Source organism: Streptomyces africanus, assembly GCF_002150735.1.
GTDB classification, from domain to species: Bacteria; Actinomycetota; Actinomycetes; order Streptomycetales; family Streptomycetaceae; genus Streptomyces; species Streptomyces africanus.
Genome location: NZ_MUKA01000004.1, coordinates 62,638 through 88,738, shown reverse-complemented (window position 1 = coordinate 88,738; position 26,101 = coordinate 62,638). Strand labels below are relative to the sequence as shown.

Genomic DNA, 26,101 nt, shown 5'->3' with positions numbered 1-26,101 from the left:
GACCTCGGGGGCAACGTGTCCAACTCGGAAATCGCCATTCTCTTCTTCCTGCAGCTGACCGCCATCCTCGCGGCCTGCCGCCTGGTCGGCCTGCTCGTCCGGAGGATGGGGCAGCCGCAGGTCGTGGGCGAGATGATCGCCGGCGTCCTGCTGGGGCCGTCCCTGCTGGGGCTGCTGGTTCCGCACTGGCAGGAGAAGCTGTTCCCCACCGGCCCGTCCATGACCATGATCTACGTTTTCGCGCAGGTCGGACTGGTGCTGTACATGTTCCTGGTCGGCCTGGAGTTCGACACCGGGCTGATCCGTCACCGAATCCCCAGCGCCGTGTCGATCTCCCTGTCCGGGATCTTCACGCCGCTCGCACTGGGCGCCCTGACCGCGGCGCTGCTCGTGCGACAGGAAGGCAAGTTCTTCACCGAGGGTGTCGAGACCTGGCAGGCCATGCTGTTCATGGGATCGGCCATCGCCATCACCGCCTTCCCGATGCTCGCCCGCATCATCTTCGAGCGTCGGCTGACGGGGACTTCGCTGGGCACCCTCGCACTGGCGGCCGGAGCCACGGACGACGCGATCTCCTGGTGCCTGCTCGCGGTCGTCCTCGCCGTGTTCAAGAACGACACACAGATCGCCTTCCTGGCCATCGGCGGCGGCGTCGTCTACGCCGCTTTCGTGCTGACCGTGGGCAAGCGGCTGCTGAGCCGACTGGGCACCAAGGCCGAGCGGGAGGGCGGCGTGAGCTCGCCGCTCATGGCGCTGGTGCTGACGCTGCTCATGCTGGCGGCCTGGTTCACCGACTATGTCGGTATCTACGCGGTGTTCGGCGCCTTCATCCTCGGCGCGGCGATGCCCCGCGGTGTCTTCGCCGAGCGCATACGCCGCGCCTTCGAGCCGCTCACCACCCATCTGCTGCTGCCGCTCTTCTTCGTGTTCTCCGGCCTGAACACCGAGATCGGCCTCGTCAACAGCGTCACGCTGTGGGGAGTCGCGCTGCTCATCCTGCTGGTCTCCGTACTGGGCAAGGGCGTCGCCTGCTGGTTCGCGGCCCGGCTCAACAAGGAACCGCAGCGGGAAGCCCTGGCGCTGGGAAGCCTGATGAACGCGCGGGGCCTCATGGAGCTCATCCTGCTCAACATCGGGCTCCAGGCCGGCCTGATCACCCCGACCCTGTTCACCATCCTCGTCTTCATGGCCATCGCGACCACGCTCATGGCCACCCCGCTGTTCGAGCTCGTCTACGGCCGGTTCCGCCCCCCGCCCGCTCCCGTCCCCGGAGCCGCCGAAGGGGCTGTCGCGAGCCTTGCCGAGGCGGGAGGAGGTTCGCGATGACCCTGCCGCTCGGCACGCTGCTCAAGCCGATCTTCCCGCTGTCCGCCGAGTCCTTCCCCGAAATGGCGGCTGAACGCTTCGGCGCCCAGCAGGACATGGACAAGACCTGGCTCATGTTCGAGCCGGTCGCCCGCACCCTGGTGGACAGCTTCTACATGACGCTGAACCACCCACGCCACGAGGACCTGGTCCCACGGCTGAACGCGACGCCGCCCGAACTGCGGGGGATCGCCTACGAGGGCGCCGGCATGGGGCTGATGCTGCTGGACAGCCTCGCCCCGTACAAAAAGCGGCTGCCCGCTTTCATCCACGGCCCCGGCGCGCCCTACCGGTGCCTGGTCTACATCGGTGCGGGACTCGTCCTGCCTCGTGTCCCCGTCGCCCCGCAGCGCTTTCTCGCCCGCCAGGACCCCTTCCTGCGCTGGCTGGTGATGGACGGATACGGCTTCTACGAGGGGTTCTTCTCCTGGCGTGACACGGTCGAGCGGCACCGGCCCCCGCGCCGGATCCACGGATACGCGGCCCGCGCCTTCGACCAGGGCCTGGGGCGCAGCCTGTGGTTCTCCACCGGCGCCAATGTCGAGCGGATCATCGACACGGTGAACTCCTTCCCTTCCCGGCGGCAGGGGGACATCTGGAGCGGCATCGGCCTGGCCTGCGCGTACGCCGCGGGCGTCATGGACCGCAACGCCGTCGTCACCCTCCTGAAGGCGGCAGGCGGCCACGGAGCCGACCTCGCCGCGGGCACCGCGGTCGCATCGATCTTCCGTGAACAGTCCGGCCAGCCGGCCCCGCACACCGACCTGGCGTGCGAGGTCGTGTGGGGGAGGGGAGGGGCGGAGGTCGCCGCCCTCGCCCACGAGGCCGGCCGGCGCCTGGGCCGGGCGGGCACCGACGACCGATCGGGCCCGGAACCCGCCTACGCACGGTGGCGCCAGGAGATCCGGGCCGCCTGGCTCAGCACCTCGGTCCCCGTCGCGGAAGTGAAGGAGCTCGGCACATGACCACTGTCGGAGCGGTCCGCAGGCGGCTGTTCGGAATCCCGTCCGCCCAAGCGGTGTTCTCCCGGCCCGGGTTCGCCCCGGAGGCATGGGAGCGGTTCGCACCGGTGGCGACCTCTCTCATGGAGGGCTACCACGCGGCACTCGAGGACCCCAGGATGCCTGTTCTCGCAGCGCGTCTGGAGGCGGTCGAACCATCGCTGAAAGGGTTCGCCTACGAAGGCGCGGGCATGGGGCTGGCAGCACTGGACGCCACCGCGCCCTGGAAGCGGCGGCTCGAGGCCTTCGCCGCCGGGCCCGGCGCTCGCCATGTCTACCCGGTCTACGTCGGGGTGGGCCTCGCCTACGCCCGGCTGAGGCGAACCCCGGAAAGCCAACTGGCCGCACTCGACCCGCTGCTGGGCTGGGTGACGGCCGACGGCTACGGATTCCACGAGGCCTTCTTCAAGCGTCGGCGCTACGTCGAGCAGCACGCCGTACCGACGCGGCTCTCCCGGCACGGCCGGCAGTACTTCGACCAGGGAGTGGGCCGCGCGCTGTGGTTCTCCAACGGCGGGGTGGTCGACCGTGTGACCCGGCTCGTCGCCGGATTCCAGCCCGACAGGCACGCGGACCTGTGGAGCGGCGTAGGCCTCGCATCCGCCTACGGCGGTGGCGTGGACGAGGCCGCCCTGCGCGCGCTCCTCGCCCACGCGTCCGCCTACCGGCCACAACTGGCCCGCGGTGCGGCGACCGCCGCGTGGGGACGCCGCACCGCGGGTAACCCGGCCGCGCACACCGACCTCGCCTGCCGGATCTTCTGCGAAAGCGGCAGCGATGACGCGGCCGACGTCGTCGAGGAAGCAGCCCGCGACCTGCCCGTGATCAGCGTGGAACCCCGCTACGAGATCTGGCGCAGGCGCACCGAAGCCCGGTTCGCGGCCTGAGCGCCCGGTCGGGCGACCTCGCTGAACGATCAGCGCACGCCCAGAAGAAGTACGAAGAAGAGGTACGAAGAAAGGGAATCGGCCGTGTACGACGCCATCGTGATCGGTGCCCGCGTGTCCGGCGCACCCACTGCCATGCTGCTCGCCAGGAAGGGGCACCGCGTACTCCTGCTGGACCGGGCCACCTTCCCCAGTGACACCGTCTCCACCCACATGATCACTGTCGAGGGCAGCGCCCAGCTCAGGCGCTGGGGGCTGCTCGGCCAGGTAGAGGCCTCGCGGTGCCCGGCCGTGACGAACATCGTCCTCGATCTCTGCTTCGACAGGTACGGTCACTTCACCCTGGAGGGTTTCCCCTACCCGGACGACGACGGATTCGCCGCCATCTACGCCCCCAAGCGCACCATCCTCGACAAGATCCTGGTGGACGCCGCCGCGGCGGCCGGTGCCGTGGTCCGCGAGGGTTTCACCGTGCAGGAGGTGCTCACCGAGGACGGCAAAGTCGTAGGGGTGCGCGGACGAGGAGCCAGTGGCATCTCCATCACCGAGCGGGCCCGGATGGTCATCGGCGCGGACGGCATGCGGTCGATCGTCGCCCGGACCGTCGAGGCCCCCGAGTACCACGTCGTGCCGCCCAAGGCCTTCGGCTACTACACCTACTGGGACGACGTGGAACTCATGGGCCTGGAGTTCTACACACGCCCGGGCAGCACCGTCATCGCCTTCCCGACCCATGACGACCAGGCCGCCGTGTTCGTCGAGCGGCCCGAGCGCGACTTCGCCGACTTCAAGACCGACGTGCGTGCCCACTACCTCAAGACGGTGAACGACATCGCGCCCGGGCTGGGAGCTCGCCTCGAAACCGGGCGCCTCGCACATCGGTTCATGGGAGCGGGGAACCGCCCCAACTTCTTCCGCAAGCCCTTCGGACCCGGTTGGGCTCTGGTCGGTGACGCCGGTGTCCACAAGGACCCCATCACCGCCCAGGGCATCACGGACGCGTTCCGGGACGCCGAACTGCTGGCCCAGGCCCTCGATGCCGGATTCTCCGGGAGGATGCCCCTGGAAACGGCGTTGAGTACGTACGAGTACAAGCGCAACGAGGAGCTGAAGCCCCTCTACGACTTCATCGTCGACCACGCGGCGATGGAGCCCTTCGACCCGGCGTTCCAGGACGTGCTCGCCGCGATGCGGGGCAACCAGGACGCCATAGACCGGTTCTTCGGAGTCATCCAGAACACCGTCCCCTGGGCGGAGTTCTTCACCCCCAAGAACCTGTCCGCCCTCATGGGGCTCACCGAACCGGACGTCCACGACGGGCCGGAACGCGCCGAGGCCGGCTGAGTCGGCCGGACCGAACCGACCATTTTCGCAGCGGAGGTTCCCATGACCTACGTGATCACCGAAGCCTGTGCGGACAGCAAGGACGCCGCCTGCTGGGAGGCATGTCCCGCCGACGCCATCCACCCCGGACCGCAGGAGGCGTCCTTCCGGGAGCACGCCCAGCTGTACATCGACCCGGCCGCGTGCATCGACTGCAGCGCCTGTGAACCGGTCTGCCCGGTGGAGGCGATCTACCCCGAGGAGGACGTCCCGGAGGCGTCACAGGACTCCATCGCGGCGAACCGCGATTTCTTCGCGACCCGCACGGCCTGAGACCGCGGCTCCAGCTGGCGCGGTCGGTGGCATCCTTCTACGGCGGTGGCGCCAGGGCGCTCTCCGGGCATCCTGATCGGCGCTCGTCGGGCAGGTCCCGCCAGGGCGGGTTGGTGAGCTGTTTCGTTGCCCATACCGCGACGGAGCGGACAGGCACCGTGATCGGTGAACGCGCGGCAGGTGCTCGCCTTGGCTCGATTCGCTCGTTGAGCCGCCGGTCAGGCGAAGCGGCTCAGCAGGACCCGTGACTCGTCCCTGGCCGCGGCCACCTCCGACTCGCCGAGCCCGCACAGCCGCAGGCACGACGACGCGATGACATCCGTGTCGGCCGCTTCCGGCTCACGAGAGCGCCGTATCTGAATGACGACCTCGACCAACTGGATCAGCAGTTCGCCGATCCGCTCGGCGGGCACGCTGCGGGCGACGCCCTCGGCAGCCGCCTGGGCGCCGAGAGTGCCGTAGCTCTCCTGCAGCCGGCCCCGCTCGGCCCGGAAGGCGTCGAAACGCTCGGCCCGCACCTCCGGCAGCAGATAGAGCGTGCCGATGTTGTACGGAGTGCGGCTGAGGGTGCGTACATCCATCGCGGCCACCGCATAGAGCGCCGCGGCCGCAGTGGCCCGCTCGGGCACCAGTGCCTGGATCCGCTCGACCATCTGGAGACTGGGTCGCACGGAAGTGGCCAGCAGCTCGGCGAGGATCTCTTCCTTGGTGGCGAAGTGGTAGTAGAGGGAGGCCTGCCTGATGCCCACCCGTTCGGCGATCATCCGGGTGCTGGTGCTGGCGATCCCGCGTTCGACGAAGAGCGCGCCCGCGGCGTCGAGGATCTGTTCCCGAGCCGAGGTGTCAGGGTCGGACGGCGGCGCGTGCCGGGGTCTGCCTTGGCGGGGACGCGTGATCGACATATGTCCATCCTGCCACCTTGGTGGCGGACCTCCGCGGTGCCCGGTACTCGAGCACGGTGGCCGGGAGCAAGAACAAGTGACGTCATACCGGCCCCTGATAGGCCCGCCAGCCGCCGAAGCGAGTGATGTCGGGCGCGCCCTCGACGGCGTACGGCTCCACGAGGAAGCCGCTGACCTGTCGTCCGTCGGCCAGCTCGACGGTACCGATGGTCATCGGCGCGGGAACGGCGGCGGTGAACGCCCCGAACCCCGAAGCCGGCAGCCGCCAGATCTCGCCCTCGATGCCTCCTCCCGCCCCGCCCCCGGGCGCCCGGACCAGGCCCGGCTTGGGCGGTTCGGTGGCCAGGGCGTACAGCCGGTAGCCGCCGGCGGTGCGTGCCGGGCCCACCAGTGTGCCGCCCGCCTGCACCAACTGGGCGTTGAGCGGCTGCCCCGTGAGGTGGGCGCCGACCACGAACAGGTCGAGCCCCGGGTTGGCGAGCCGCTCGGCGAGGGCGGCGAGGGCGCGGTCGGAGAACGCCGGGCCGGTGAACATCACCCCGAACGGCAGGCCGTCCACGAACCCGGCGGGGACGGCGAGTGAGGCGTGGTCCAGCAGGTTGGCGAAGTTGGTGAAGCGCCCCATCCGGGCGTTGGCGCCGACCGGATCGGCCGCCACCTCGTCGAGGGTGGGGTGCCAGGCGGTGGTCGGGGTCAGGAGCGCGGCGCAGCCGTCGAGGGCCGCGCGTCCGGCGGAGCCGAGGGCGGCGAGGCGGGCGGTGTCGGCGGCCCAGTCGGCGGCGGTCTTCTCCCGCCCGGCCAGCACGATGGAGGCGACGGTGGGGTCGAGATCCGTACCGATCAGGTCGCGGTGCTTCTCCAGGTGCTCGCCCACGGCGGCGTACCGCGCGGCCACGAAGGCGCCGCCGTACAGCAGGTGCGCCGCCTCCAGCAGTGGCGTGATGTCGGCCTCGACGATCTCCGTCCCGGTGCTCGCCAGGCGGACGACCGCGGCGTCGAAGGCTTCACGCCAGCCGTCGGCCATGCCCTCCAGGTGCTGCGGCCCCGGGACGGCAACCTTGGGGCGCGCGGGTGGCAGGGAGAGCTGGGGGCCGGTGCGGGAGAGCGGGTCGGCCGGGTCGGGGCCCTCGACGATCTCCGCGGTGACGCGGGCGAGCCGCAGGTCGCGGGCGAAGACGGTCACGCAGTCGAGGGTCTGGCACGCGGGAACCACCCCGGTCACGGGCACCAGACCCTTGGTCGGCTTGACCCCGACGATGCCGTTGAGGGCGGCGGGCACCCGTCCGGAGCCCGCCGTGTCGGTGCCGAGCGCGAGGTCGGCGATGCCCAACGCGACCGCGACGGCGGAGCCGGAGGACGAGCCGCCGGAGATGCGGGTCGTGTCCCAGGCGTTGCGTACGGCGCCGTAGGGGCTGCGGGTGCCGACCAGGCCGGTGGCGAACTGGTCCAGATTGGTCTTCCCGAGCACCACCGCGCCGGCCGCGCGCAGTCGCGCCACCGCGGGCGCGTCGGTCGGCGGCAGGTACGCGTACGACGGGGCGCCCGCGGTCGTGGGCAGGCCGGCCACGTCGATGTTGTCCTTCACGGCCGCGACCAGGCCGGCCAGGGGCAGCGCCGGGTCGATCCCGGCCGCCTCGGCGAGCACCTCGTCGCGGGGCCTGAGGTGGATCCAGATCTCGGGCCGGCCGGCGCTCTCGATGCGGTCGTACGCGGCCTCGACGCGTGCGGTCGCCGGCACGGCGCTCATGCCCTCACCGCCGCGAGGACCTGGCCGGCGGCAACCTGTTCACCGGGCTTGACGTAGATCTCCAGCAGGGTGCCCGCGGCGGGGGCGCTCACCTTCGACTCCATCTTCATCGCCTCCAGGGAGAGGATCGGGTCACCCTCGGCGACGACGGCGCCCGGCTCGGCGACGGTCTGCCAGACGGTGGCGGTGAACGGCGCGGTGACCGGAACCGCGCCGTCCGGGACGGCGATCGAGGCGGCGGCCCCCGTGGTCGCGGGTTCGGCATCGTCGTTCCGGTCGAACTCGCCAGCGGCCCGCCAGCGATCCTTCTCGGCCTCGAACGCGGCGCTCTGCCGCTTCCGGAAAGCGGCGATCGAATCGGCCTCGGCGGACAGGAAGGCGTTGTACTCGGCGATCGAGAAGGTCCCCTCCTCGGTCCGGAAGGCGCCGCGGCCGGCGTCGGTCTCGGCGCGCAGTTCGAGCAGTTCCTCCGCGGTGACGGGGTACCACTCGATGCGGTCGAAGAAGCGCAGCGCCCACGGCGCGTCCTCGAACAGCCCGCCCTTGCGGAACCGGTTCCAGATCTGCACCGTGCGACCGACGAACTGGTAGCCGCCGGGTCCCTCCATGCCGTAGACGCACAGATAGGCGCCGCCGATGCCCACGGAGTTCTCCGCGGTCCAGGTGCGCGCCGGGTTGTACTTGGTGGTCACCAGGCGGTGCCGCGGGTCGAGCGGGGTGGCGACGGGGGCGCCGAGATAGACGTCACCGAGGCCGAGCACCAGGTAAGAGGCGTCGAAGACGGTGCGGTAGACGTCGTCGGCGGTCTCCAGGCCGTTGACGCGGCGGATGAACTCGATGTTCCACGGGCACCACGGGGCGTCGTCGCGCACCCCCGCCATGTAGCGCTCGATGGCGAGCCGGGTCGCCGGATCGTCCCAGCTCAGTGGAAGCCGCACCGTGCGGGAGGGGACCACCAGCTCATGCGTGGGCGCGATCTCGTCCTCCAGCTCACGCAGCAGGACGGCGAGGTCGCGGGCCTTCAGCCGCCGGGTGTCGGTGTGGATCTGCAGGGAGCGGATGCCCGGGGTGACGTCGACGATGCCGTCGGGCGCGTGCGCGGCGAAGGTCTCCTGCAGGGCATGCACGCGCATCCGCAGCCCGAGGTCGAGCACCATGGGGCCGTACTCGACGAGGACGTTGTCGTCGCCGGCCCGGCGGTAGGTGACGCAGGGGCGGTCGTCGGTGGCCTCCAGACGGCCGAGTACGCCGTCGTCGCCGTCTCCGCCCGAACTGATCAGCGCGGGCGAGGCACGGCGGGCATCCAGGGCGGCCGCCTCGGCTTCCCTGACCGGTACGAAGCGGACGGTGTCTCCGGGCCGGAGCTGACCGAGCTTCCACACCTCCCCGCTGGCGACCACCGCGGGGCAGACGAAACCGCCCAGGGACGGCCCGTCGGGGCCCAGGATGATCGGCGTGTCGCCGGTGAAGTCGAGGGCGCCCACCGCGTACGGCGTGTCGTGGATGTTGGAGGGGTGCAACCCCGCCTCGCCGCCGTCCTGGCGGGCCCACCGGGGTCTGGGCCCGACCAGTCGGACACCGGTGCGGGCCGAGTTGTGGTGCACCCGGTAGTCGGTGGCGTAGAGGGTGTCGATGTCCTCGCGGGTGAAGAACTCGGGCGCCGCGTGCGGGCCTTCGGTGACACCGATCCGCCAGTGCGGGGTGATCGCCGGCCGGCGCTCGGGCGGTGTCGGCCCGCCACCGCCGGTCGTCGCGGCGGCCCCGGGCCGCAGGACGTCCCCGGCGAGCAGGGCCCGACCGCCGTGTCCGCCGAAGCCTCCGAGGGTGAACGTCGAGGCGCTGCCCAGGTATGCGGGTACGTCCACGCCACCCCGGACGGCCACGTAGCTGCGCAGGCCGGGACCGTGGCAGGCGCCGAGGACCAGGGTGCCGCCGGCCGGGACCGGCACCGGCTCCCACAGGGCCGCCGCGGCGCCGTCCACCGTGACCGGGACGGGGGCGCCGGTGACGGCGACCACGCAGGCGGCGGAGAAGCGCAGGGTCAGCCCGCCCGCGGTGACCTCGAGCCCGGGTGCCCCGGCCGGGTTGCCGACGGCCAGGTTGGCCTCGGCGAAGGAGACCGGGTCGAAGGGCCCGCTCGGCGGCACGCCGACATGCCAGTGGCCGAGCCGGCCGGGAAGGTCCTGGACGGTGGTCATCGCTCCCGGCACCAGGACGTCGATGCGCGGGTCGGGGTCGGCGGTGGTGTCGAGGGTGCTGGTGCTGTGCACCGCCTCGCGCACCTCTGACCGCACGGTCAGCGAGCGCAGCAGGCCCAGGTTGGTGACGACGCCGTCGACGCGGCTGGCCGTCAGGGCCCGGCCGAGCACGTCGAACGCGGTGTCGCGGTCGGGGCCCTTGGCGATCACCTTGGCGAGCATGGGGTCGTAGTACGGCGAGACCTCCAGGCCGGTCTCGGCGAAGCCGTCGACGCGGACGCCGGGAATCTCGTCGGCGCCCTGGCCGGGGAAGGCCGCCCGGGTGATCAGGCCGGAGGAGGGAGCCGACTCCTTGCCGGGGTCCTCGGCGTAGACGCGGGCCTCCACGGCGTGTCCCGCGGGCGTCCACTCCCGCTCGAACACCCCGTCGTCGACCCTGCCGTCGCGGGCCAGGGTGAGCATGAGCGCGACGAGGTCGACGCCGTACGCCTCCTCGGTCACCGGGTGCTCGACCTGGAGCCGGGTGTTGACCTCCAGGAAGGCGGCCTCCTCGCGCAACGGGTCGTAGACGAACTCCACGGTCCCCGCGCCGCGGTAGCCGACAGAGGCGAGCAGCCGGCGCGACGAGTCCCGCAGCAGTCGGCGGACACGGTCGGGCAGGGCCGGGGCCGGGGCCTCCTCGATCACCTTCTGGTTGCGGCGCTGCAGCGAGCAGTCGCGGTCGCCGAACACGGCGATCCGGCCGGTGCCGTCTCCGAAGACCTGCACCTCGACGTGGCGGGCCGGGCGCACCAGACGCTCCAGGAACACCCCGGCCGACCCGAAGTGGGACTCGGCGAGCGCCGCCACCCCGGCGAAGGCCTCGCGCACCTCGTCGCCGGTGGCGCAGGCCCGCATGCCGATGCCGCCGCCGCCGCCCGTGGCCTTGACCATCACGGGCAGCCCGATCGACTCGGCCGCGGCGACGGCCTCCTCGGCGCTCCCGAGCAACTCCGTCCCGGCCAGCAGCGGGACTCCGGCCGCCCTGGCCAGGGCGCGGGCGGTGTGCTTCTCGCCGAAGGCGGTGATCTGTTCGGCGGTCGGGCCCGCGAAACGCAGGCCGGCCTCCTCGACGGCACGGGCGAAGGCGGTGTTCTCGGAGAGGAAGCCGTAGCCCGGGTGGATGATTCCCGCGCCATGGGCGAGCGCGGCCTCGATGATCGCGTCGCCGCGCAGATACGAGTCGCGGGCGGGCGCCGGACCCAGGCGCACGGCGTGGTCGGCTTCGCGGACGTGCGGGGCGGCCCGGTCGGCGTCGGAGAAGACGGCGACGGTACCCAGGCCCAGCTTCCGGGCGGTGCGGATGACACGGCGGGCTATCTCACCGCGGTTGGCGACGAGAACAGCGGTGGGGCGGTTCACGCGGCGTCCCCCGGGGTGCTGGTGGGCCGCGCGGCCCGTGGGCCACCCGCGTCGGGACCGGGCCCGCGTGCCGGGTCCACGACGATCATTCGCAACGGGGTCGGGTTGAAGTCGTTGCACGGGTTGTTCATCTGCGGGCAGTTGGACACCATCACCAGGACGTCCGTCTCGGCGCGCACCGCGACCCGGCGGCCGGGCGCCGACATGCCGTCCACGATGCCCAGCGCGCCGTCCGCCTCGACGGGCACGTTCATGAACCAGTTGAGGTTGGAGACGATGTCCCGCACCCCCAGACCGCGCCGCCCGGCCTCGGCGAGGAAGTTCTCGCGACAGCCGTGATGGAACATCACGTGGTGGCCGTAGCGCAGCGTGTTGGACTCCTTGCCGCAGGCGCCGCCGATGGTGTCCTGACGGTCGATCTCGTTGGCGACGACGGTCATCAGCGGGCGGCCCTCGTTGCTGCGCAGCACGGTGCCGGTGCGCACATAGGCGTTGCCCTGCCAGGCCAGGGTGTCGGGGACGCTGTAGCGCTCCTGAGGGTCCTCGGCGCTGTAGAGCAGGCAGTCGGCCGACTGGTTGCCGCCGACGTCGACGATGGTCAGGACGTGTCCCTCCGTCACCACCGCCGACCAGGGCGCGTTGGGGGCCACCTTCTCGTCCAGCACGACGGCGCCCTCGACCAGGCTCGCTCCCCAGTCCAGGGGGGAGCCCTCGACGTACACCGCGCCGACCGGGACGGTGGAGGGGAGGGTGAGGCCCGAGCCGGTCGGGTGGGTGGCCGTCGTGTTCTCGGTCTGAGTGGTCGCCATGTCACAGCCCCCGGGCTTCGCAGTAGTCGACGGTGTTGAGGTATGCCCGGTGGAGCTCGGGCGTGGCGGTGAAGCGCGGATCGTCCGGGCCGGTGGCCGTCCCGCGCCAGGCGTGCACGCGCACCGGCCCGACGACGTAGCCGGGGCGCGGGTCCAGCGGATGCGCGACGTTGGCGACCAGCACCAACAGGGGCATCTCCGCGAGGAGTTCGACGTGCGTGCCCGGACCGGCGCTGCCCCGCCAGGTGAGTTCACCGTCCGCCTCGACGCGTACGCCCTGGAAGAAGGAGAGGCTGGGCGGCAGGTCACGACGGCTCAGGCCGTGCTTGGCGGCCGCCTTGAGGAAGAGTGCGCGGCCGGAGGGGGACGGCCCGTGGGGGCGGGCGTCACCGTACTTGCGTTCGTTCCAGGCGTCGGTGGTGGTGCCGCAGAAGGCGTCGTGCCGACCGGAGGAGTCACCGGTGACCACGGCCAGGACCCGGCCGTCGCCGGACAGCAGCGGATGGTTCTCGCCGACGTAGGCCTGCCACGGGATCTTCTGGGTGTCGGCGACGTTGAGCCGCTCCGTCGTTTCCAGGGCGTTGAAGAGCAGCAGGTGGGGGCAGGCGTCGCCGGTCGGGTCGTCGAAGCGCAGCCGGGTGCCGCGGGCGAGGACCTTGTGGGTGTAACCGCCGGGTGCCACCGTCTCCGCCCACGTCAGGGCGGCCGGGTTCACCCCCGGCGGGCAGTGCGGGCTGTCGTACGCCGGGAGGTACGGCATCCACTCACCGGCCTGCCCGCCCTGGGCGCGGGCGTCGTCCCTGGCCCGTCGGACACTGTCGGTCAGGTGCAGATCACGGACGTTGGCGGAGGCCTGCCCGGTGGGGTCCTGGGCGCCGGCCCCACCGGACGGCTGCCCGGTGGGGGGCTGGTCGTGTGGTGCGATGGCCGTCGGTTCGTCGGCTGTGGTCATGGATGTCCCGTCATCCCTTCGTCGGTTCGTCATCGGTGCGTCCGGTCACGGCGTCGCACGGGCCGCCGGACGACTCAGGCGGGCTCGGCGACGGCCTCGGCCTGCGCGGGCGGCTCGACGTGCGTGTGGGGTACGTGCCTCAACTCGATGTGGCGGTGCAGCCGCCGGGCGAGGAAGTAGGCGGCGCCGACGGCGAGACTGAGCCCGATGAAGAGCAGGGCGCTCCACCGCAGCCACCACGTGCCGCCGGTGAGGTCGTAGATCTCCGGGCGGGGCCAGATCAGGTTGACCGTCATACCGGCCCCGTAGAGCACGGCGAGCGTGTTGACCGCCATCCCCCAGCGGCCCAGCGAGAACAGCGGCCGGCCCGTCTCGTCGACGCCCTCCGGGAGCCCCCGGTGCCGGATCCGGGCGACCAGCTGCGGCAGCGTCACGCCCAGATAGGCCAGGTACAGCATGGCGATGCAGAGGCTGGCGAGGGCGGTGAAGATCGCCGTCTGGTGAAGGTTGACCACGAGCGCGATCGCGGCGCCCGCGCCCACCACGACCGATGTGGTGATCGGCGTACCGGTACGCGCCGAGACCTTGCCGAGGTGCCGGTGGAACGGCAGGGCGCCCTCGCGGGCCATCGAGTAGATCATCCGTGCGCCGGAGGTCTGCACGGCGAGCGTGCAGGCGAACACCGCGACCGCGACGCAGCACAGCAGCAGCCGGCCCAGGACGTCACCGAGCCGGTCGGTGAGCACCCAGGACAGTCCGCCGGTGGCCAGGTTCCCGTCGGTCAGGCTGCTCGCCGCCATCAGTCCCGAGAGGATCAGCAGCGCGCCGCCGACGCCCGAGAGGATCAGCGCCCGCAGGATGGTCCGGGGCGTGGTCCGGCGTGGGTTGTGTGTCTCCTCGGCGAGTTCTCCCGCCGAGTCGAAGCCGACCATGACGTAGGCCGCCATCAGCGAGGACGCGAGGAACGCCCCGATGTAACCGCCGTCGCCGGCCCAGCCCGTGTGGTGGGCCACCACCTGCGGGCCCCGCTCGGGCAGGAAGAAGAGCACCAGCACCAGCGCGATCACACCGACGATCTCGATCGCGACGCCGATGCTCGTGGCGGCGGCCATCTGGCGGATGCCGAGGATGTTCACCACCGTGGTGAGCACCAGCAGGAGGCAGCCCAGAAGGACCGCGTTCTGAGCGCCCGTCGGGGAGCCGACCGACGGGTCGGCTCCCGCTCCGCCGACGATCTGGAAGCCGGACCAGATGCCCGGCAGGACCGCCTGCGCCGCGATCGCGGCCGCCGCGACGGTGAGGATCTGGCCGATGATCATGATCCAGCCGACGAACCAGCCCACCGTGGTCCCGGCCAGCCGGCTCGACCACTGGTAGATCGCCCCTGAGATGGTCCAGCGTGCCGCCAGTTCGGCGAAACAGAGCGCGACCAGCAACTGGCCCGCGAAGACCAGCGGCCAGGTCCAGAAGAACGCCGCCCCACCGAGGCCGAAGCCGAGGCCGAAGAGCTGGAAGACGGTGGTGAGGATCGACACGAAGGAGAAGCCGGCGGCGAATGACGCGAAGCTGCCCACCCCCCGGCGAAGTTCCTGCTGGTAGCCGAGGGTGGCGGGACTTGTCGCGACGCCACCGTCGGGGCTCTGCCCAGGGGCGAGTTCGGGCCGACCCATCGCGGCACCTCCGGTCGATCAAGGAATACCTGTCAATTGACAGGTATGGCGATCGTGGGGCGGACGCGTCTCACGCCTGGGTCCCGGACGTTAACTTCGTGTGTCTGGTGCCGCAGGGTTCTCGGGCAGGTCCTGTTCGGCCCAGATCACCTTGCCCTGCGGGGTGTACCGGGTGCCCCAGCGCTCAGCCATCTGCGACACCAGGAACAGGCCCCGGCCTCCCTCGTCCGTCGTGGCGGCGTACCGCAGATGCGGTGAGGTGCTGCTGCCGTCGGCCACCTCGCAGATCAGCGTGCGGTCGCGGATCAGCCGTACGTGGATCGGCCCGGCGCTGTAGCGGATGGCGTTGGTGATGAGCTCGCTCAGGATCAGCTCCATGGTGAAGCCGAACTCCGACAGGCCCCATGCTTCGAGCCTTCGGGACACGGCGTCGCGCATACCCGAGACGGCGGCCGGGTCCGCCGGCACGTCCCAGTCGGCGATGCGGTCGCGCGGCAGTACCCGAGTGCGGGCGACGAGCAGGGCGACGTCGTCCTTGGGACGATCGGGGAGCAGGCTGTGCAGCACGTCCTGGCAGGTCTCCTCGGGCGGCCGACCGGAGTGGCCCGTCAGCGTGTCGCGCAGAATCTCCATTCCCACGTCCAGGTCGCGTCTGCGGTCCTCGATGAGTCCGTCGGTGTACAGGACGAGCTGGGTTCCCTCCGCGAGGCACAGCTCCGCGGTCCGGAACGGCATGCCGCCGAGGCCCAGGGGCGGACCGGCCGGCACGTCCGGGAAGGTGACGGTTCCGTCAGGCCGGACCAGCGCGGGTGCCAGGTGTCCCGCACGCGCCATGACGTAGTGGCGCGTCACGGGGTCGTAGATCCCGTACAGGCAGGTGGCGCCCACGACGCCCGCTGCGCTCTGTGCCGTCTCGTTCTGGTCGATGCGCCCGACCAGGTCGTCCAGATGGCTCAGCAGCTCGTCGGGTGGCAGATCGAGGGCGGAGAAGTTGTGCACCGCGGTCCGCAGCCGTCCCATCGTGGCGGCGGCGTGCAGGCCGTGGCCGACCACATCGCCGACGGCCAGTGCCACCCGGCTTCCCGGCAGGGGAATCACGTCGAACCAGTCCCCGCCCACGCCCGACTGGGCGGGGAGGTAGCGGTAGGCGATGTCCAGGGCGTTCTGCTCCGGCATGGCCTGGGGCAGCAGGCTGCGCTGGAGGGTGACTGCCAGAGCGTGCTCGCGGGTGTAACGGCGGGCATTGTCGATGCTGATCGCGGCACGGGCCACCAGCTCCTCCGCCAGCGACAGATCCTCTTCGTCGAAGGGCTCGTGCATGTGCGCGCGCCAGAAATTGGCCATGCCCAGCACGACGCCACGGGCCTGGATGGGGGCGCTGATGAGGGAGTGGATGCCGTGGTCGACGATCGCCTTGGCGCGCTCGGGGTCCTGCACGCGCCAGCCCGTGGCGCTCGGCAGATCGCTCACCAGCTGGGACCGGCCGCTGCCGTAGCCGCGCGCCTGGGGCGTGGAGGGAAGGTAGTCGAAAAGCCGGCCCTGTTCGGAGAGCGGATGGTCGTCCTGGACGCCGCACACGGCCGCGCGTCGCATGTCCGTCGCCGTGAGGGCCGGCTCCTCGCCCTGCAGGACGGCGTCGGCCAGGTCCACGGTGACGAAGTCCGCGAAGCGAGGAACCGGGACCTGCGCCAACTCGTCGGCGGTGCGCAGCACGTCCAGGGTGGTGCCGATGCGGAGTCCGGCGTCGTACAGCAGCCTGAGCCGCTCCCGTGCCACCTCCGCCCTGCCGGTCACCGCCTGCAGCTCGGTGGAGTCGCGCAGCGTCACCACCGTTCCCTCGGGGCCTGACCCGAAGTCCGTGGGCCGTTGGTTCACCGCGAGCAGCCGCTCGCCCGCGAGGTGCACCTCGTCGGTGGCCTCGCGCCCGGAGGCGAGCAGCGCCTTCGTCTCGGGATCGAGGCCCGGCAGCTCCGAGACGAGCTTCCCCTCGACGTCGGGGGGCAGCTCCAGCAGGCGTCTGGCTTCGTCGTTCGCCAGCATCAGCTGCCCGTCGGCGGCCACGATCAGTACGCCTTCCCGAACGGAGTGGAGCACCGTGTCGTGGTGTTCGTACATCAGGGTCATCTCGTCCGGGGCCAGGCTGTGTGTCTGGCGTCGCAGCCGCTTGCCCACCAGCGCCGTCACACCGGTGGACAGCGCGAGCGCCACGGCTCCGGCGCCCAGGATGATCGGTAGTTGACGGGCCAGCTGGCTTTCGACGTTCTCGACCTTCATCCCGGCCGAGACCAGGGCCACCACCTGGCTGTCGGCGTTCTGGATCGGGACCGTGGCCTGCACCTCGCGTCCGAGCGGACCGTCGACGCTCTCCGTGAAGACCTTCCCCGCCAGCGGCGGCCCGATCTCGCCCACGAACCGCTTTCCGATCCGGTCCGGCAGGGGGTGCGTGTACCGGATGCCCTTGGTGTCCATGACCACGATGAAGTCGACCCCGGCGGCCCGGCGTGCCGCCTCGGTGAGCGGCTGGAGGATCTTGCTCGGATCCGGGGCCTGCAAGGCCGCCAGGACGCCTGGTGAGTGCGCGTAGGTCTGTGCCACGGCCGTGGAGCGTCGCCTGGCCTCGGCGCTGGAGTCCCGCTCCGACTGCAGGATGAGAGCGAAGACGGCGCAGATCACGAGCAGCACTACCAGAGCCACCTGGAAAACCAGCACCTGCCCGGCCACGCTCCGCGTGCCCTTGCTGAGGAGGCGCTTGACCGATAGGTGTCGAAAACGGGCGAAAGGATTCGCCATGCGACCTTTCTAGCATCGGTGATCCCCAGTGGCCAGGGTTCGGCCGACCCGTACCGTCTCGCGTACAGCGCATGATCCTTCCGCGCCCGATGTCCGATTAGGCCGATATTATGCATTTTGTGATCATGTCTGCACGGCTGTGGCGTCGTCGCCCCGCCTACAGCGGCCGATGGGAAGCCGCCCGGCTGTCACCCCTCATCCTGACCGCCGTCATCGCCGGCCTGGCGTTCTCCACGCCGAGGGAGATCGCCTTCAGCCGCCTTCTGCCCGCCGCACCCGCCCTTGCCGCCGCGATGTGGCCCGTGCTGCCCACGATCCTGCTGGGGGCGTGCTGCCTGCTGCTCATGATCGTCCTCAGCTTCTTCTACACCGATCTGGGGACGCAGTACACGGCGGCCGCGATCGTCGCGGTCACCCTGGCGGCCGCCTACGGGAGTCATGTCCGACTCCAGCGTGAGGAAATGCTCTTCCAGATCCGGCTCGTCGCCGACGCGGCCCAGAAGGTGCTGCTGCGCCCGCTGCCACGCCGCATCGAGGGCGTCGAGATCGAGTCGCTGTACCTGGCGGCCCAGGAGCAGGCCCGGATCGGCGGCGACTTCTATGAGGCGATCGGTACACCGCACGGGGTCCGGCTGCTCATCGGCGACGTACGGGGCAAGGGCCTGTCCGCCGTGGGGGCGGCCTCGGCGGTGATCAGTTGCTTCAGAGAGGCCGCTCACGACGAGCCCGACCTGCGGGGCGTCGTCCACCGCCTCGAGACCGCCGTCACGCGCCACAGCGCTGCGTTTCCGGCCCAGGACCGGCCCGAGCACTTTGCCACCGCTCTCCTCGCCGAGATCCCGCACGACGGCGGCCATGTACGACTTCTCAACTGCGGGCATCCCCCGCCGCTGATCGCGCATCACGGACAGGTCCGGGTCCTGGTCCCGACCATCGCCTCCCCGCCTCTCAACCTCGCAGCGCTCATCGGTGACCGTTACTGGGTCGACGTCGTCGCCTTCGCCCCGGGGGACCAGCTGCTGCTCTACACGGACGGCGTATCGGAGGCCCGGGACCAGGCGGGCGAGTTCTTCCCGCTGCCGGACTGGATGCGGCGGCAGGGCCTGGAGCAGCCCCGCGAGCTGCTCGACCAGCTGCACCGGGCTCTGCTGCAGCACAGCGGCGGAAGGCTCGACGACGACATCGCGGCCCTCGCGCTGAGGTCGTCCCACGCGCAGGACCGGGGAACCGTCGGCATCGAGGGCTGAGTCTCGGATTCCCGGCCTCGTCAAGCCAGCCCGTGCTGCTTCGCGTACGTGTCCGCCACGTCCTCCGGGTCCTTCTTGTCCTTGTCCACCTGGCGGTTGAGCTCGGTGAGCTGGGCCGTGGTGAGGACGTTGCCGAGGCGGGCCAGGGCCTTGCGGACCGTGGAGTCGGCCTTGCGGTCGGCGATGAGCGGGACGACGTGCTGGCCGGGGATGAGGTTCTCGGGGTCCGTCAGGACCACCCAGTCGTTGGCCTGGATGTCGGTGTCCGTGGTGAAGAGGTTCGCCACGTCCACGTCGCCCTTCTTCAGGGCGCCTTTGACCAGGGGGCCGGAGGAGTCGAGGGACTTGAACTCCTTGAACTCCACCCCGTAGACGTCCTTGAGGCCGACCACACCCACCTGGCGCTTCTTCACCTCCGGCGCCGCGCCGATGACCAGCCTGCCGTTCTGCTTCTTCAGGTCGGCCAGGGAGGTCAGGCCGTACTTCTTCGCCGTCTCCCGCGTGACCACGAAGGCGTCCGAGTCCTCCGCCATGCCGTACGGCAGCACCTGGAGGCCGGCGGGGAGCGCGACGGCGAGGGCGTTCTGCATCTCGCCCTCCTCGGTCGCCGTCGCCTTGGGGTCGAGGTAGTGCAGGAGGGCGCCCTGGTACTCGGGCAGGAGGTCGATGTCGCCGCCCTTGATCGCGGGGATGAGGATCTCGCGGGTGCCGAGGTTGGGGCGGACGTTCGTCTCGACACCGGCTGCCGTGAGCACGGCCGCGTACAGATACCCCAGCACCTGGTTCTCGGTGAAGTTGGCGGTGCCGATGGTGACTCCGCCCTTGCTGGAGCCGCCGCCGGAGGTTGTTGCGCCCTGGTTGTCGAGGGAGGTGATGCCGCTCGCGCAGGCGGTCAGGGCGGGGACGGAGGCCGCTGCGAAGAGGCCGCCGAGGAGAGTGCGTCGGTTCATCGAGGGGTCCCTAGGCAGTGCGGTGTCGGAAGAGGAAGCGCTGGAGGGTGCTCAGCAGCAGATCGAGTACGACGGCCACGGCGGCGACCAGCACCGCGCCGCCGAGCACCTGCACGAGGTCGCGCTGGGCCAGGCCGTCGAAGACGTAGCGGCCGAGGCCGCCGAAGGAGACGTACGCGGCGATCGTGGCCGTGGCGACGACCTGGATGAGCGCCAGGCGCAGGCCCGTCATGATCAGGGGGAGGGCGAGCGGCAACTCGACCTGGAACAGGACTTGGTGGCCGCGCATGCCCTGCCCGCGCGCCGCGTCCTTCACGTCCGGGTCGACGGCGGTCATCCCGGCGTAGGTGTTGGTGACGATCGCCGGGACCGCCAGGGCGACCAGGGCCACGTAGACCGGGACCATGGACAGTCCGCCGGCCAGGAAGACCAGGACGACCAGGCCGACGGTGGGGAGCGCGCGGCCGAACGACGCCAGGTTGATGGCGACGAACGCGCCCTTGCCGGTGTGCCCGATCAGCAGGCCCAGCGGGAGGCCGATGGCGGCCGCGATGAGCGTGGCGAGGAGGGAGTACTGGAGGTGCTCGGCGAGGCGGTGGACGATGCCGTCCGAGCCGGACCACTGGGCGCCGCTGGTCAGCCAGCTGCCGAGGTTCTTGAAGAGTTCGTACATGTCAGGCTCGCCGCCTCCGCCACGGGGTCAGGACGTACTGGACGGCGACCAGGGCCGCGTCCGCGACCACGGCCAGGAGGATCGTGAGGACCACTCCCGCGATCACCGGCGTCGGGAAGTTGCGCTGGAAGCCGTCGGTGAAGAGCTGGCCGAGGCCGCCGTCGCCGATGTAGGTCGCGACCGAGACGAGGGAGATCGACATGACCGTCGCGATGCGGACGCCCGCCATGATCACGGGGAGCGCCAGCGGGAACTCGACCGTCAGGAGCGTGCGCAGGGGGCGCGTGCCCATCGCCTTCGCCGCCTCCTTCGTCTTCGCGGGGACCGAGTCGAGGCCCTCCACGGTGTTCCGGAGCAGCACGACCAGCGTGTAGATGGTCAGGCCGATCACGGTGGTGGTGCGGGTGAGGCCGCTGACCGGCAGCAGGAGCACGAAGATCGCGATCGACGGGATCGTGAACAGGACGTTCGAGATGCCGAGCAGGAAGCCGCGCAAGGGGCGGATCCGGTGGGCGACCACGGCCAGGGGGAGCGAGATCAGGACGCCGAACAGGACGGCGGACAGGGCGGCCTGGAGGTGGGAGACCGTGAGGGTGGTGAGGTCGTCGGTGTGGTCGCCGATCCACGACCAGTCGATCGTCATGCGGCCACCCGGGCTTCCGTGTGGGCCTGCCCTGCGTGCTGGTGGATGTCGTCACGGGACGAGACGCCGGTGAGGACGCCGTCGGCGTCGACGCGGGCTATCAGGCCGGTGGGGGAGGCGATGGACTCGTCGAGGGCCGACAGCAGGGAGTCGTCGTCCTTGAGCGCTCGTACGGGGAGTTCGGCATCGTCCGAGGCCCAGTGCAGGGGCTTGTTCGCCGCGTCGAGTACGAGGGTCCAGGGGCCGCCCTCCGGGGCCGGGCCCTGCGGGACGGCCGCGAGGGTCTTCAGCGAGAGCAGCTTCAGACCGCGCTCGGCGCCGAGGAAGCCGGCCACGAAGTCGTCGGCCGGGCGGGCCAGGAGCTCGGTGGGTGAGGCGCACTGGACCAGGTGGCCACCGGTCCGGAAGATCGCGATCTGGTCGCCCAGCCGTACGGCCTCGTCGATGTCGTGGGTGACGAAGACGATGGTCTTGCTCAACTCCTTCTGGAGCCGGAGCAGTTCGTCCTGGAGCTGGGTGCGCACGACCGGGTCGACCGCGCCGAACGGCTCGTCCATGAGGAGCACCGGCGGGTCGGCGGCGAGCGCGCGGGCCACGCCGACGCGCTGCTGCTGGCCGCCGGAGAGCTGGTGCGGGTAGCGCTTGCCGGCCTCGGCCGACAGGCCCACGGTCTCCAGCAGCCCGGCCGCGCGGGCCCGGGCCTTCCTGCGGCCGTGGCCCAGGAGCAGCGGCACGGTGGCGATGTTGTCGAGCACCGTGCGGTGCGGGAAGAGACCGGCCTGCTGGATGACGTATCCGATGGAGCGGCGCAGTTCCGCGGCGTCCTGCCGGGTGACGTCCTGGCCGCCGACGCGGATGGTGCCTGAGGTCGGCTCGACCATCCGGTTGATCATGCGCAGGGTGGTCGTCTTGCCGCAACCGGAAGATCCGACGAGGACGGTCACGCCGCCTTCCGCCATGTCGAGGGTGAGGTCGTGGACTGCTGTCGTGCCGTTGGGGAAGCGCTTGTGGACCGCGTCGAACTGGATCATGAGATGTCCCTTGCCCGGCTGTATAACGTCATGCAGAGTTCTCGGTACGTGAATAGGTTGTCAACGGTTTGGCGTTAATCCGACGTAACGGCTGACCGCCAGACAAGATCGGATGTCCACCTTGAGGGGAGTTTGGGCGTGATGTCGTCTCAGATCGTGGACGCGGCCGGTGCTGTGTCGTCCGGGCATACCGGCCCAGTGGTCCTCGACGGGATCGGACTCCGGGTCGAGGACGTCGTACGCCTCGCCGACGGGAGGGCGCGGCCGGTGCTCAGGGCCGACGCGATGAAGCGGGTGGCGGAGTCCTGGGACGCCGCCCGGCAGATCGCCGCGACCGGACGCGTCTACGGCCGCTCCACCGGCGTCGGTGCCAACCGGAACGAGGACGTGCCCACCGAGGCGGCCGCCGAGCACGGCCTCCGGCTGCTGCGCAGCCACGCCGGCGCCATCGGGGAGGAACTGCCCGCCCGCGAGGTCCGCGCGCTGCTCGCCGTCCGCGCGAACCAGCTGCTGGCCGGGGGTGCGGGGCTGCGGCCGACCATGGTCACCGCGCTGTGCGAGGCGCTGGAGAGCGGGGCGTATCCGGTCGTCAACGAGTTCGGATCGGTGGGCACCGGGGACATCGCGGCGCTGGCCCAGGTGGGACTGGCGCTGGCGGGAGAGCATCCGTGGCGGGAAGCGGGTTTCCCGGGCGCGGGCGGCGCCTGCGGAGAGCCACGAGGTGTGGTCGGTGCCCCCGAGCCCCAGCACCTCGACAACAACGACGCTCTCGCCTTCATCAGCAGCAACGCCCTCACACTCGGCCAGGCCGCGCTCGCCCTGCACGAGCTGCGGGGGCTGCTGGAGGCCACGCAGGTCGTCGGCGCCCTGTCCGTGCTGGCGGTCGACGGGGCGCACGAGGCGTACGCCGCGCCCGTGCACACCGCCCGGCCGCACCGAGGCTCCGTCGAAGTCGCCCGGCGCATGCGGGAGTTGCTCGGTGCCGCCGACCGGCCCACCCCGCCGCTCGGGCGGCTCCAGGACCCGTACGGCTTCCGCTGTCTCCCCCAGATCCACGGTCCCGCCCATGACGCGGCCGACGCCCTGGAAGAGGTCGTCGCGATCGAGATCAACGCGGCCGCCGAGAACCCGCTGATCACCCCCGAGGACATGGCGGCCTACCACCACGGCGGCTTCTACCAGGCCCAACTCGCCCTCGCTCTGGACCACTTCAGGCTGGCCCTCACCCAGGTGGCCCGGCTGTCGACGTCACGGCTCTCCTCCCTCAACGAGCCCGTCTACACCCGCCTGCGCCCCTTCCTCGCCGACCACGAACCCGCCTCCTCCGGCGTCATGATCCTGGAGTACGCCGCCGGCGCCGCCCTCGGCGAACTGCGGGCCTTCTCGGCGCCGGCGTCGCTCGGCCACGCCGTCCTCTCCCGAGGTGTCGAGGAACAGGCCAGCTTCGCCTCGCTCGCCGCGCGTCAGACGCTGCGCGCGTGCCGTGCGTACCGTCTGGTCGTCGGCTGCGAACTCGTCGCCGCCGTACGGGCACTGCGCCAGCGCGAGATCTGGCCCGATCCGGATCTTCCCGTGGGCCGCGCGCTGGAACTCGCCCTGTCGGTGCTCGACGAGGACCAGGCCGACCGGCCGCTCACGGACGACGTGACGGCGGCGGCCGCACTGCTCGACCGGTTCACGGAGATCTGGAGGAGGGGCGTCTGAGGACCGGAAGCCGCAGGAAGGAGAGCGAAGAGGGCCCCGGCTGACACCGCAGATGCTCTGATGCGCCATGTCGTCAACAATGGCAAAGAGTGCACCTTCGGAGAACGGCGGCACGGCATGGCCATCGTTTCGCGCGGATTCCGCGGCCGACCAGGCGATACGCACCACAAGCTGCCTCCCGGGCAGTACGAGACCACCGACTTCCCGGTCCTGTCCGCCGGGCCCACGCCGAGGGTGGACCGTGACGGGTGGGAGCTCACCGTCCGCACCGAGACGGGCGCGCGGCACAGCTGGAACTGGGCGCAGCTCATGGCGCTGCCCAGCCAGACGCCGACGGTGGACCTGCACTGCGTCACGAAGTGGTCGAAGTTCGCCACGGAGTGGCAGGGGGTCTCCCTGGACGTCCTTCTGGAGGACGTGGAGACCGCCGCGGAATTCGCGCTCGTCCACTCCTACGGTGGCTACACGACCAACCTGCCGCTGGAGGACCTGCTCGACGGGCAGGCGTGGATCGCGTACCGCCACGACGGGGAGGACCTGGCGCCCGAGCACGGCGGCCCGGCCAGGCTGCTGGTCCCGCACCTGTATCTGTGGAAGTCCGCGAAGTGGGTGCGCGGGATCCAGTTGCTCCTCGAGGACGAACCGGGCTTCTGGGAGAGCGCCGGCTATCACGACTACGGGGACCCATGGCGCGAGCAGCGGTACCAGGGCGACTAGGCGACCGGCTGCGCTGGAAGACGGCCCGGCTGGCCGACCGGCGCCCCGAGTCCCCCGCCGCGCACACCCTGGTCTTCGACGTCCCCGGCTGGCCGGGCCATCTGGCGGGCCAGCACATCGATGTGCGGCTCACCGCGGAGGACGGCTACAGCACACAGCGCAGCTACTCCCTGGCCTCGGCGCCGGACGGCGAGCGCATCGAGCTAACCGTGCAGCGCGTCACCGACGGTGAGGTGTCCCCGTACCTTGCGGACGAACTCGCGGTCGGTGACCTGCTGGAACTGCGTGGGCCGGTCGGCGGCTGGTTCGTGTGGCGCCCCGAGCAGAAGGAACCGGTCCTGCTCGTGGCCGGCGGCTCCGGTCTGGTGCCGCTGATGGCGATGATCCGCGTCCGCCGCGCTGTCGGCAGCCGAACGCCCTTCCGGTTGGTGTACTCCGTGCGCGCACCCGAAGACCGGCTCTACGTAACCGAGCTGAGCCGGGACGACCCCGGCCTCGACAGGACGTTCCTCTACACCCGCTCGACCCCGCCGCAGTGGCCCAGGCCCGCCGGGCGGCTCACCGCGGCGGACCTGACGCCCGCCGGGTCGCCGCCCGATCTCGAACCCACCTGCTACGTCTGCGGCCCCACCGGCTTCGTCGAAACGGCCGCCGACCTGCTGGTAGCCCTGGGCCACGCCCCGGACCGCATCCGCACCGAACGTTTTGGCCCCAGTGGAGGATGACATGGCCCACCACCCCGACCATGACCCTGGCACCGGCCAGTACGCGTACGAGGACGGCAACGCCCTGGCCGGGCCCCTCTCCGAAATCCTCACAGTCGACCCGACCAGCGCTCTCGGCCGGTGCACCGGCTGTGGCAGTCGCTGGCCTCTGGCGCACCTGCACGTCTACGCACAGGCCCCGGGATACGTCGGCCGCTGCCCCGACTGCGACCAGGTGATCCTTCGCCTCGTCCGCAGCCCCGACAAGGCCTGGCTCGACCTCCGCGGCACCGTCGCCCTCACCTTCCGCCTCGGCCCCTGACCGGCTCGACAGCGAGCGTGCGGTCCCTAGCCGCCCCGCCAGATGTTGTCGAAGGCCGCCTCCTCGATGGCTCGCCGTTGCCGTTCGGCCTCCAGGTCCCTTACCGCGTTCTGGACGGCGGCGAGCACTGTCGCCACGGCCTCGTCGGCCACGCTCGGTGACTGTTCATCCGGCTCGTCACCGAGTGTGGCGGCCGCTGCGAGGGCGGCGAGGACGGGCTCATCCGACGCATGGCGGTTCGCCGCGTGGCGGCGTGCGGGCGAATCCACCAGCACTGTGTGCGTGGGCTGGAAGATCATCCAGCGGTGGTGGCGTCGCCGGCTGAGCTGCCCTTCTGCTTCAAGGGCGGCCAGATAGGCCTCGGACAGGCCGCGGCCCCTGCGCCACAGCCAGGTCTCGACCGAGTCGTACGGCGCTTGTCGCGCGAGCGACGACGCAGCTTCGTCCAGCATCCGATCAGCCATGGCGCGCCGGTCACTCGGCACGATGCGATCACCGGCCAGTGTGACGGCTTGGGCATCCAGGAGGTCGATCAGCTCGGCTCCCGCGAGCGCGAGTGACAGATTGCCCCGTTCCAGCGCGCGACTGGCCGCCAGGTCCATGGTCGTGATCAAAAGGTCCCGTGGCGTGGTCATGAGCGGCTCCCCCTCACCTCAAAGCGCTGGAGGCGAGCACGCGGCGCGCCGGATGTATCTCGGCCCGCCGGCAGCACTCCCGTACGAGCCTACGGAG

Annotated in this window: 22 protein-coding genes; 10 read left to right on the top strand and 12 right to left on the bottom strand. The window is 71.1% G+C overall.

Annotated elements, in window-relative coordinates; genetic code table 11:
- Positions 1 to 15 precede the first annotated feature (15 nt).
- The 5 genes from CCL05_RS01265 (at position 16) to CCL05_RS01245 (ending at position 4,909) form a co-directional block, all read left to right on the top strand.
- On the top strand, positions 16 to 1,326 hold the full coding sequence (locus CCL05_RS01265) for a cation:proton antiporter (protein WP_244204114.1): 1,311 nt from the start codon (positions 16 to 18) through the stop codon (positions 1,324 to 1,326).
- On the top strand, positions 1,323 to 2,330 hold the full coding sequence (locus tag CCL05_RS01260) for a DUF1702 family protein (protein ID WP_086558585.1): 1,008 nt from the start codon (positions 1,323 to 1,325) through the stop codon (positions 2,328 to 2,330). The genes CCL05_RS01265 and CCL05_RS01260 overlap by 4 nt, the downstream gene beginning before the upstream one ends.
- Entirely contained in the window at positions 2,327 to 3,253 is a 927-nt protein-coding gene (locus CCL05_RS01255) for a DUF1702 family protein (RefSeq protein WP_086558584.1), read from the top strand. Before CCL05_RS01260 ends, CCL05_RS01255 begins: the two co-directional genes overlap by 4 nt.
- An 84-nt stretch (positions 3,254 to 3,337) precedes the next feature.
- On the top strand, positions 3,338 to 4,597 hold the full coding sequence (locus tag CCL05_RS01250) for an NAD(P)/FAD-dependent oxidoreductase (protein ID WP_086558583.1): 1,260 nt from the start codon (positions 3,338 to 3,340) through the stop codon (positions 4,595 to 4,597).
- Between the two features lie 42 nt (positions 4,598 to 4,639).
- Complete coding sequence (locus CCL05_RS01245; protein ID WP_086558582.1) at positions 4,640 to 4,909, top strand: 4Fe-4S dicluster domain-containing protein; 270 nt, start codon at positions 4,640 to 4,642, stop codon at positions 4,907 to 4,909.
- Positions 4,910 to 5,127: 218 nt separating this feature from the next.
- On the opposite strand, the gene CCL05_RS01240 is transcribed toward CCL05_RS01245, so the two are convergent.
- From CCL05_RS01240 to CCL05_RS01210, 7 genes are all read right to left on the bottom strand, one after another.
- Entirely contained in the window at positions 5,128 to 5,811 is a 684-nt protein-coding gene (locus CCL05_RS01240; protein WP_086558581.1) for a TetR/AcrR family transcriptional regulator, read from the bottom strand.
- 82 nt (positions 5,812 to 5,893) lie between these two features.
- On the bottom strand, positions 5,894 to 7,558 hold the full coding sequence (locus CCL05_RS01235; RefSeq protein WP_208641301.1) for an allophanate hydrolase: 1,665 nt from the start codon (positions 7,556 to 7,558) through the stop codon (positions 5,894 to 5,896).
- On the bottom strand, positions 7,555 to 11,157 hold the full coding sequence (uca, locus tag CCL05_RS01230; protein ID WP_086558580.1) for an urea carboxylase: 3,603 nt from the start codon (positions 11,155 to 11,157) through the stop codon (positions 7,555 to 7,557). The genes CCL05_RS01235 and uca overlap by 4 nt, the downstream gene beginning before the upstream one ends.
- Positions 11,154 to 11,966 carry an urea amidolyase associated protein UAAP2 gene (locus CCL05_RS01225; RefSeq protein ID WP_086558579.1) on the bottom strand — a complete coding sequence of 271 codons (813 nt, stop codon included), beginning with the start codon at positions 11,964 to 11,966 and terminating at the stop codon, positions 11,154 to 11,156. The genes uca and CCL05_RS01225 overlap by 4 nt, the downstream gene beginning before the upstream one ends.
- 1 nt (position 11,967) lies before the next feature.
- Positions 11,968 to 12,918 (bottom strand): urea amidolyase associated protein UAAP1, encoded by a 951-nt coding sequence (locus CCL05_RS01220; RefSeq protein ID WP_086558578.1) that lies wholly within the window; start codon positions 12,916 to 12,918, stop codon positions 11,968 to 11,970.
- A gap of 74 nt (positions 12,919 to 12,992) precedes the next feature.
- Positions 12,993 to 14,588, bottom strand: coding sequence for an amino acid permease (locus CCL05_RS01215; RefSeq protein ID WP_086558577.1), 1,596 nt, complete (start codon positions 14,586 to 14,588; stop codon positions 12,993 to 12,995).
- A 90-nt stretch (positions 14,589 to 14,678) separates the two neighbouring features.
- Positions 14,679 to 17,378, bottom strand: coding sequence for a SpoIIE family protein phosphatase (locus tag CCL05_RS01210; RefSeq protein WP_208641299.1), 2,700 nt, complete (start codon positions 17,376 to 17,378; stop codon positions 14,679 to 14,681).
- Positions 17,379 to 17,503: 125 nt separating this feature from the next.
- On the opposite strand from CCL05_RS01210, the gene CCL05_RS01205 reads away from it, so the two are divergent.
- Positions 17,504 to 18,625, top strand: a complete 1,122-nt coding sequence (locus CCL05_RS01205) for a PP2C family protein-serine/threonine phosphatase (RefSeq protein ID WP_244204113.1) — start codon at positions 17,504 to 17,506, stop codon at positions 18,623 to 18,625.
- A gap of 20 nt (positions 18,626 to 18,645) precedes the next feature.
- On the opposite strand, the gene CCL05_RS01200 is transcribed toward CCL05_RS01205, so the two are convergent.
- The 4 genes from CCL05_RS01200 to CCL05_RS01185 are packed head-to-tail and all read right to left on the bottom strand — an operon-like array spanning position 18,646 to position 21,922.
- Positions 18,646 to 19,575 (bottom strand): ABC transporter substrate-binding protein, encoded by a 930-nt coding sequence (locus CCL05_RS01200; protein WP_086558575.1) that lies wholly within the window; start codon positions 19,573 to 19,575, stop codon positions 18,646 to 18,648.
- Between the two features lie 10 nt (positions 19,576 to 19,585).
- Complete coding sequence (locus CCL05_RS01195; RefSeq protein WP_086558574.1) at positions 19,586 to 20,248, bottom strand: ABC transporter permease; 663 nt, start codon at positions 20,246 to 20,248, stop codon at positions 19,586 to 19,588.
- 1 nt (position 20,249) lies between these two features.
- Positions 20,250 to 20,891, bottom strand: coding sequence for an ABC transporter permease (locus tag CCL05_RS01190; RefSeq protein ID WP_086558573.1), 642 nt, complete (start codon positions 20,889 to 20,891; stop codon positions 20,250 to 20,252).
- On the bottom strand, positions 20,888 to 21,922 hold the full coding sequence (locus tag CCL05_RS01185; RefSeq protein WP_086558572.1) for an ABC transporter ATP-binding protein: 1,035 nt from the start codon (positions 21,920 to 21,922) through the stop codon (positions 20,888 to 20,890). Before CCL05_RS01185 ends, CCL05_RS01190 begins: the two co-directional genes overlap by 4 nt.
- Positions 21,923 to 22,063: 141 nt before the next feature.
- Here CCL05_RS01185 and CCL05_RS01180 point away from each other — a divergent pair, with 141 nt between their 5' ends.
- From CCL05_RS01180 to CCL05_RS01165, 4 genes are all read left to right on the top strand, one after another.
- Positions 22,064 to 23,626: an aromatic amino acid ammonia-lyase gene (locus CCL05_RS01180; RefSeq protein WP_086558571.1), complete on the top strand. Its 1,563-nt coding sequence runs from the start codon at positions 22,064 to 22,066 to the stop codon at positions 23,624 to 23,626.
- A 117-nt stretch (positions 23,627 to 23,743) separates the two neighbouring features.
- Entirely contained in the window at positions 23,744 to 24,343 is a 600-nt protein-coding gene (locus tag CCL05_RS01175) for a sulfite oxidase-like oxidoreductase (protein ID WP_086558620.1), read from the top strand.
- On the top strand, positions 24,313 to 25,068 hold the full coding sequence (locus CCL05_RS01170; protein ID WP_086558570.1) for a ferredoxin reductase: 756 nt from the start codon (positions 24,313 to 24,315) through the stop codon (positions 25,066 to 25,068). The genes CCL05_RS01175 and CCL05_RS01170 overlap by 31 nt, the downstream gene beginning before the upstream one ends.
- 1 nt (position 25,069) lies before the next feature.
- A complete protein-coding gene (locus tag CCL05_RS01165; RefSeq protein ID WP_086558569.1) occupies positions 25,070 to 25,369 on the top strand; it encodes a DUF6510 family protein in 300 nt (99 codons plus the stop codon).
- A 26-nt stretch (positions 25,370 to 25,395) separates the two neighbouring features.
- Here the strand turns inward: CCL05_RS01165 and CCL05_RS01160 are convergent, their stop codons facing one another.
- Positions 25,396 to 26,004 carry a GOLPH3/VPS74 family protein gene (locus CCL05_RS01160; RefSeq protein WP_086558568.1) on the bottom strand — a complete coding sequence of 203 codons (609 nt, stop codon included), beginning with the start codon at positions 26,002 to 26,004 and terminating at the stop codon, positions 25,396 to 25,398.
- Positions 26,005 to 26,101: the final 97 nt, after the last annotated feature.

Bases quoted from the DNA above. Each gene is read 5' to 3' on its own strand.
- CCL05_RS01260 (WP_086558585.1), top strand. From the start codon at position 1,323: ATGACCCTGCCGCTCGGCACGCTGCTCAAGCCGATCTTCCCGCTGTCC.
- CCL05_RS01255 (WP_086558584.1), top strand. From the start codon at position 2,327: ATGACCACTGTCGGAGCGGTCCGCAGGCGGCTGTTCGGAATCCCGTCC.
- CCL05_RS01245 (WP_086558582.1), top strand. From the start codon at position 4,640: ATGACCTACGTGATCACCGAAGCCTGTGCGGACAGCAAGGACGCCGCC.
- CCL05_RS01240 (WP_086558581.1), bottom strand. From the start codon at position 5,811: ATGTCGATCACGCGTCCCCGCCAAGGCAGACCCCGGCACGCGCCGCCG.
- CCL05_RS01235 (WP_208641301.1), bottom strand. From the start codon at position 7,558: ATGAGCGCCGTGCCGGCGACCGCACGCGTCGAGGCCGCGTACGACCGC.
- CCL05_RS01225 (WP_086558579.1), bottom strand. From the start codon at position 11,966: ATGGCGACCACTCAGACCGAGAACACGACGGCCACCCACCCGACCGGC.
- CCL05_RS01220 (WP_086558578.1), bottom strand. From the start codon at position 12,918: ATGACCACAGCCGACGAACCGACGGCCATCGCACCACACGACCAGCCC.
- CCL05_RS01215 (WP_086558577.1), bottom strand. From the start codon at position 14,588: ATGGGTCGGCCCGAACTCGCCCCTGGGCAGAGCCCCGACGGTGGCGTC.
- CCL05_RS01210 (WP_208641299.1), bottom strand. From the start codon at position 17,378: ATGGCGAATCCTTTCGCCCGTTTTCGACACCTATCGGTCAAGCGCCTC.
- CCL05_RS01205 (WP_244204113.1), top strand. From the start codon at position 17,504: ATGTCTGCACGGCTGTGGCGTCGTCGCCCCGCCTACAGCGGCCGATGG.
- CCL05_RS01200 (WP_086558575.1), bottom strand. From the start codon at position 19,575: ATGAACCGACGCACTCTCCTCGGCGGCCTCTTCGCAGCGGCCTCCGTC.
- CCL05_RS01195 (WP_086558574.1), bottom strand. From the start codon at position 20,248: ATGTACGAACTCTTCAAGAACCTCGGCAGCTGGCTGACCAGCGGCGCC.
- CCL05_RS01190 (WP_086558573.1), bottom strand. From the start codon at position 20,891: ATGACGATCGACTGGTCGTGGATCGGCGACCACACCGACGACCTCACC.
- CCL05_RS01185 (WP_086558572.1), bottom strand. From the start codon at position 21,922: ATGATCCAGTTCGACGCGGTCCACAAGCGCTTCCCCAACGGCACGACA.
- CCL05_RS01180 (WP_086558571.1), top strand. From the start codon at position 22,064: ATGTCGTCTCAGATCGTGGACGCGGCCGGTGCTGTGTCGTCCGGGCAT.
- CCL05_RS01175 (WP_086558620.1), top strand. From the start codon at position 23,744: ATGGCCATCGTTTCGCGCGGATTCCGCGGCCGACCAGGCGATACGCAC.
- CCL05_RS01170 (WP_086558570.1), top strand. From the start codon at position 24,313: ATGGCGCGAGCAGCGGTACCAGGGCGACTAGGCGACCGGCTGCGCTGG.
- CCL05_RS01165 (WP_086558569.1), top strand. From the start codon at position 25,070: ATGGCCCACCACCCCGACCATGACCCTGGCACCGGCCAGTACGCGTAC.
- CCL05_RS01160 (WP_086558568.1), bottom strand. From the start codon at position 26,004: ATGACCACGCCACGGGACCTTTTGATCACGACCATGGACCTGGCGGCC.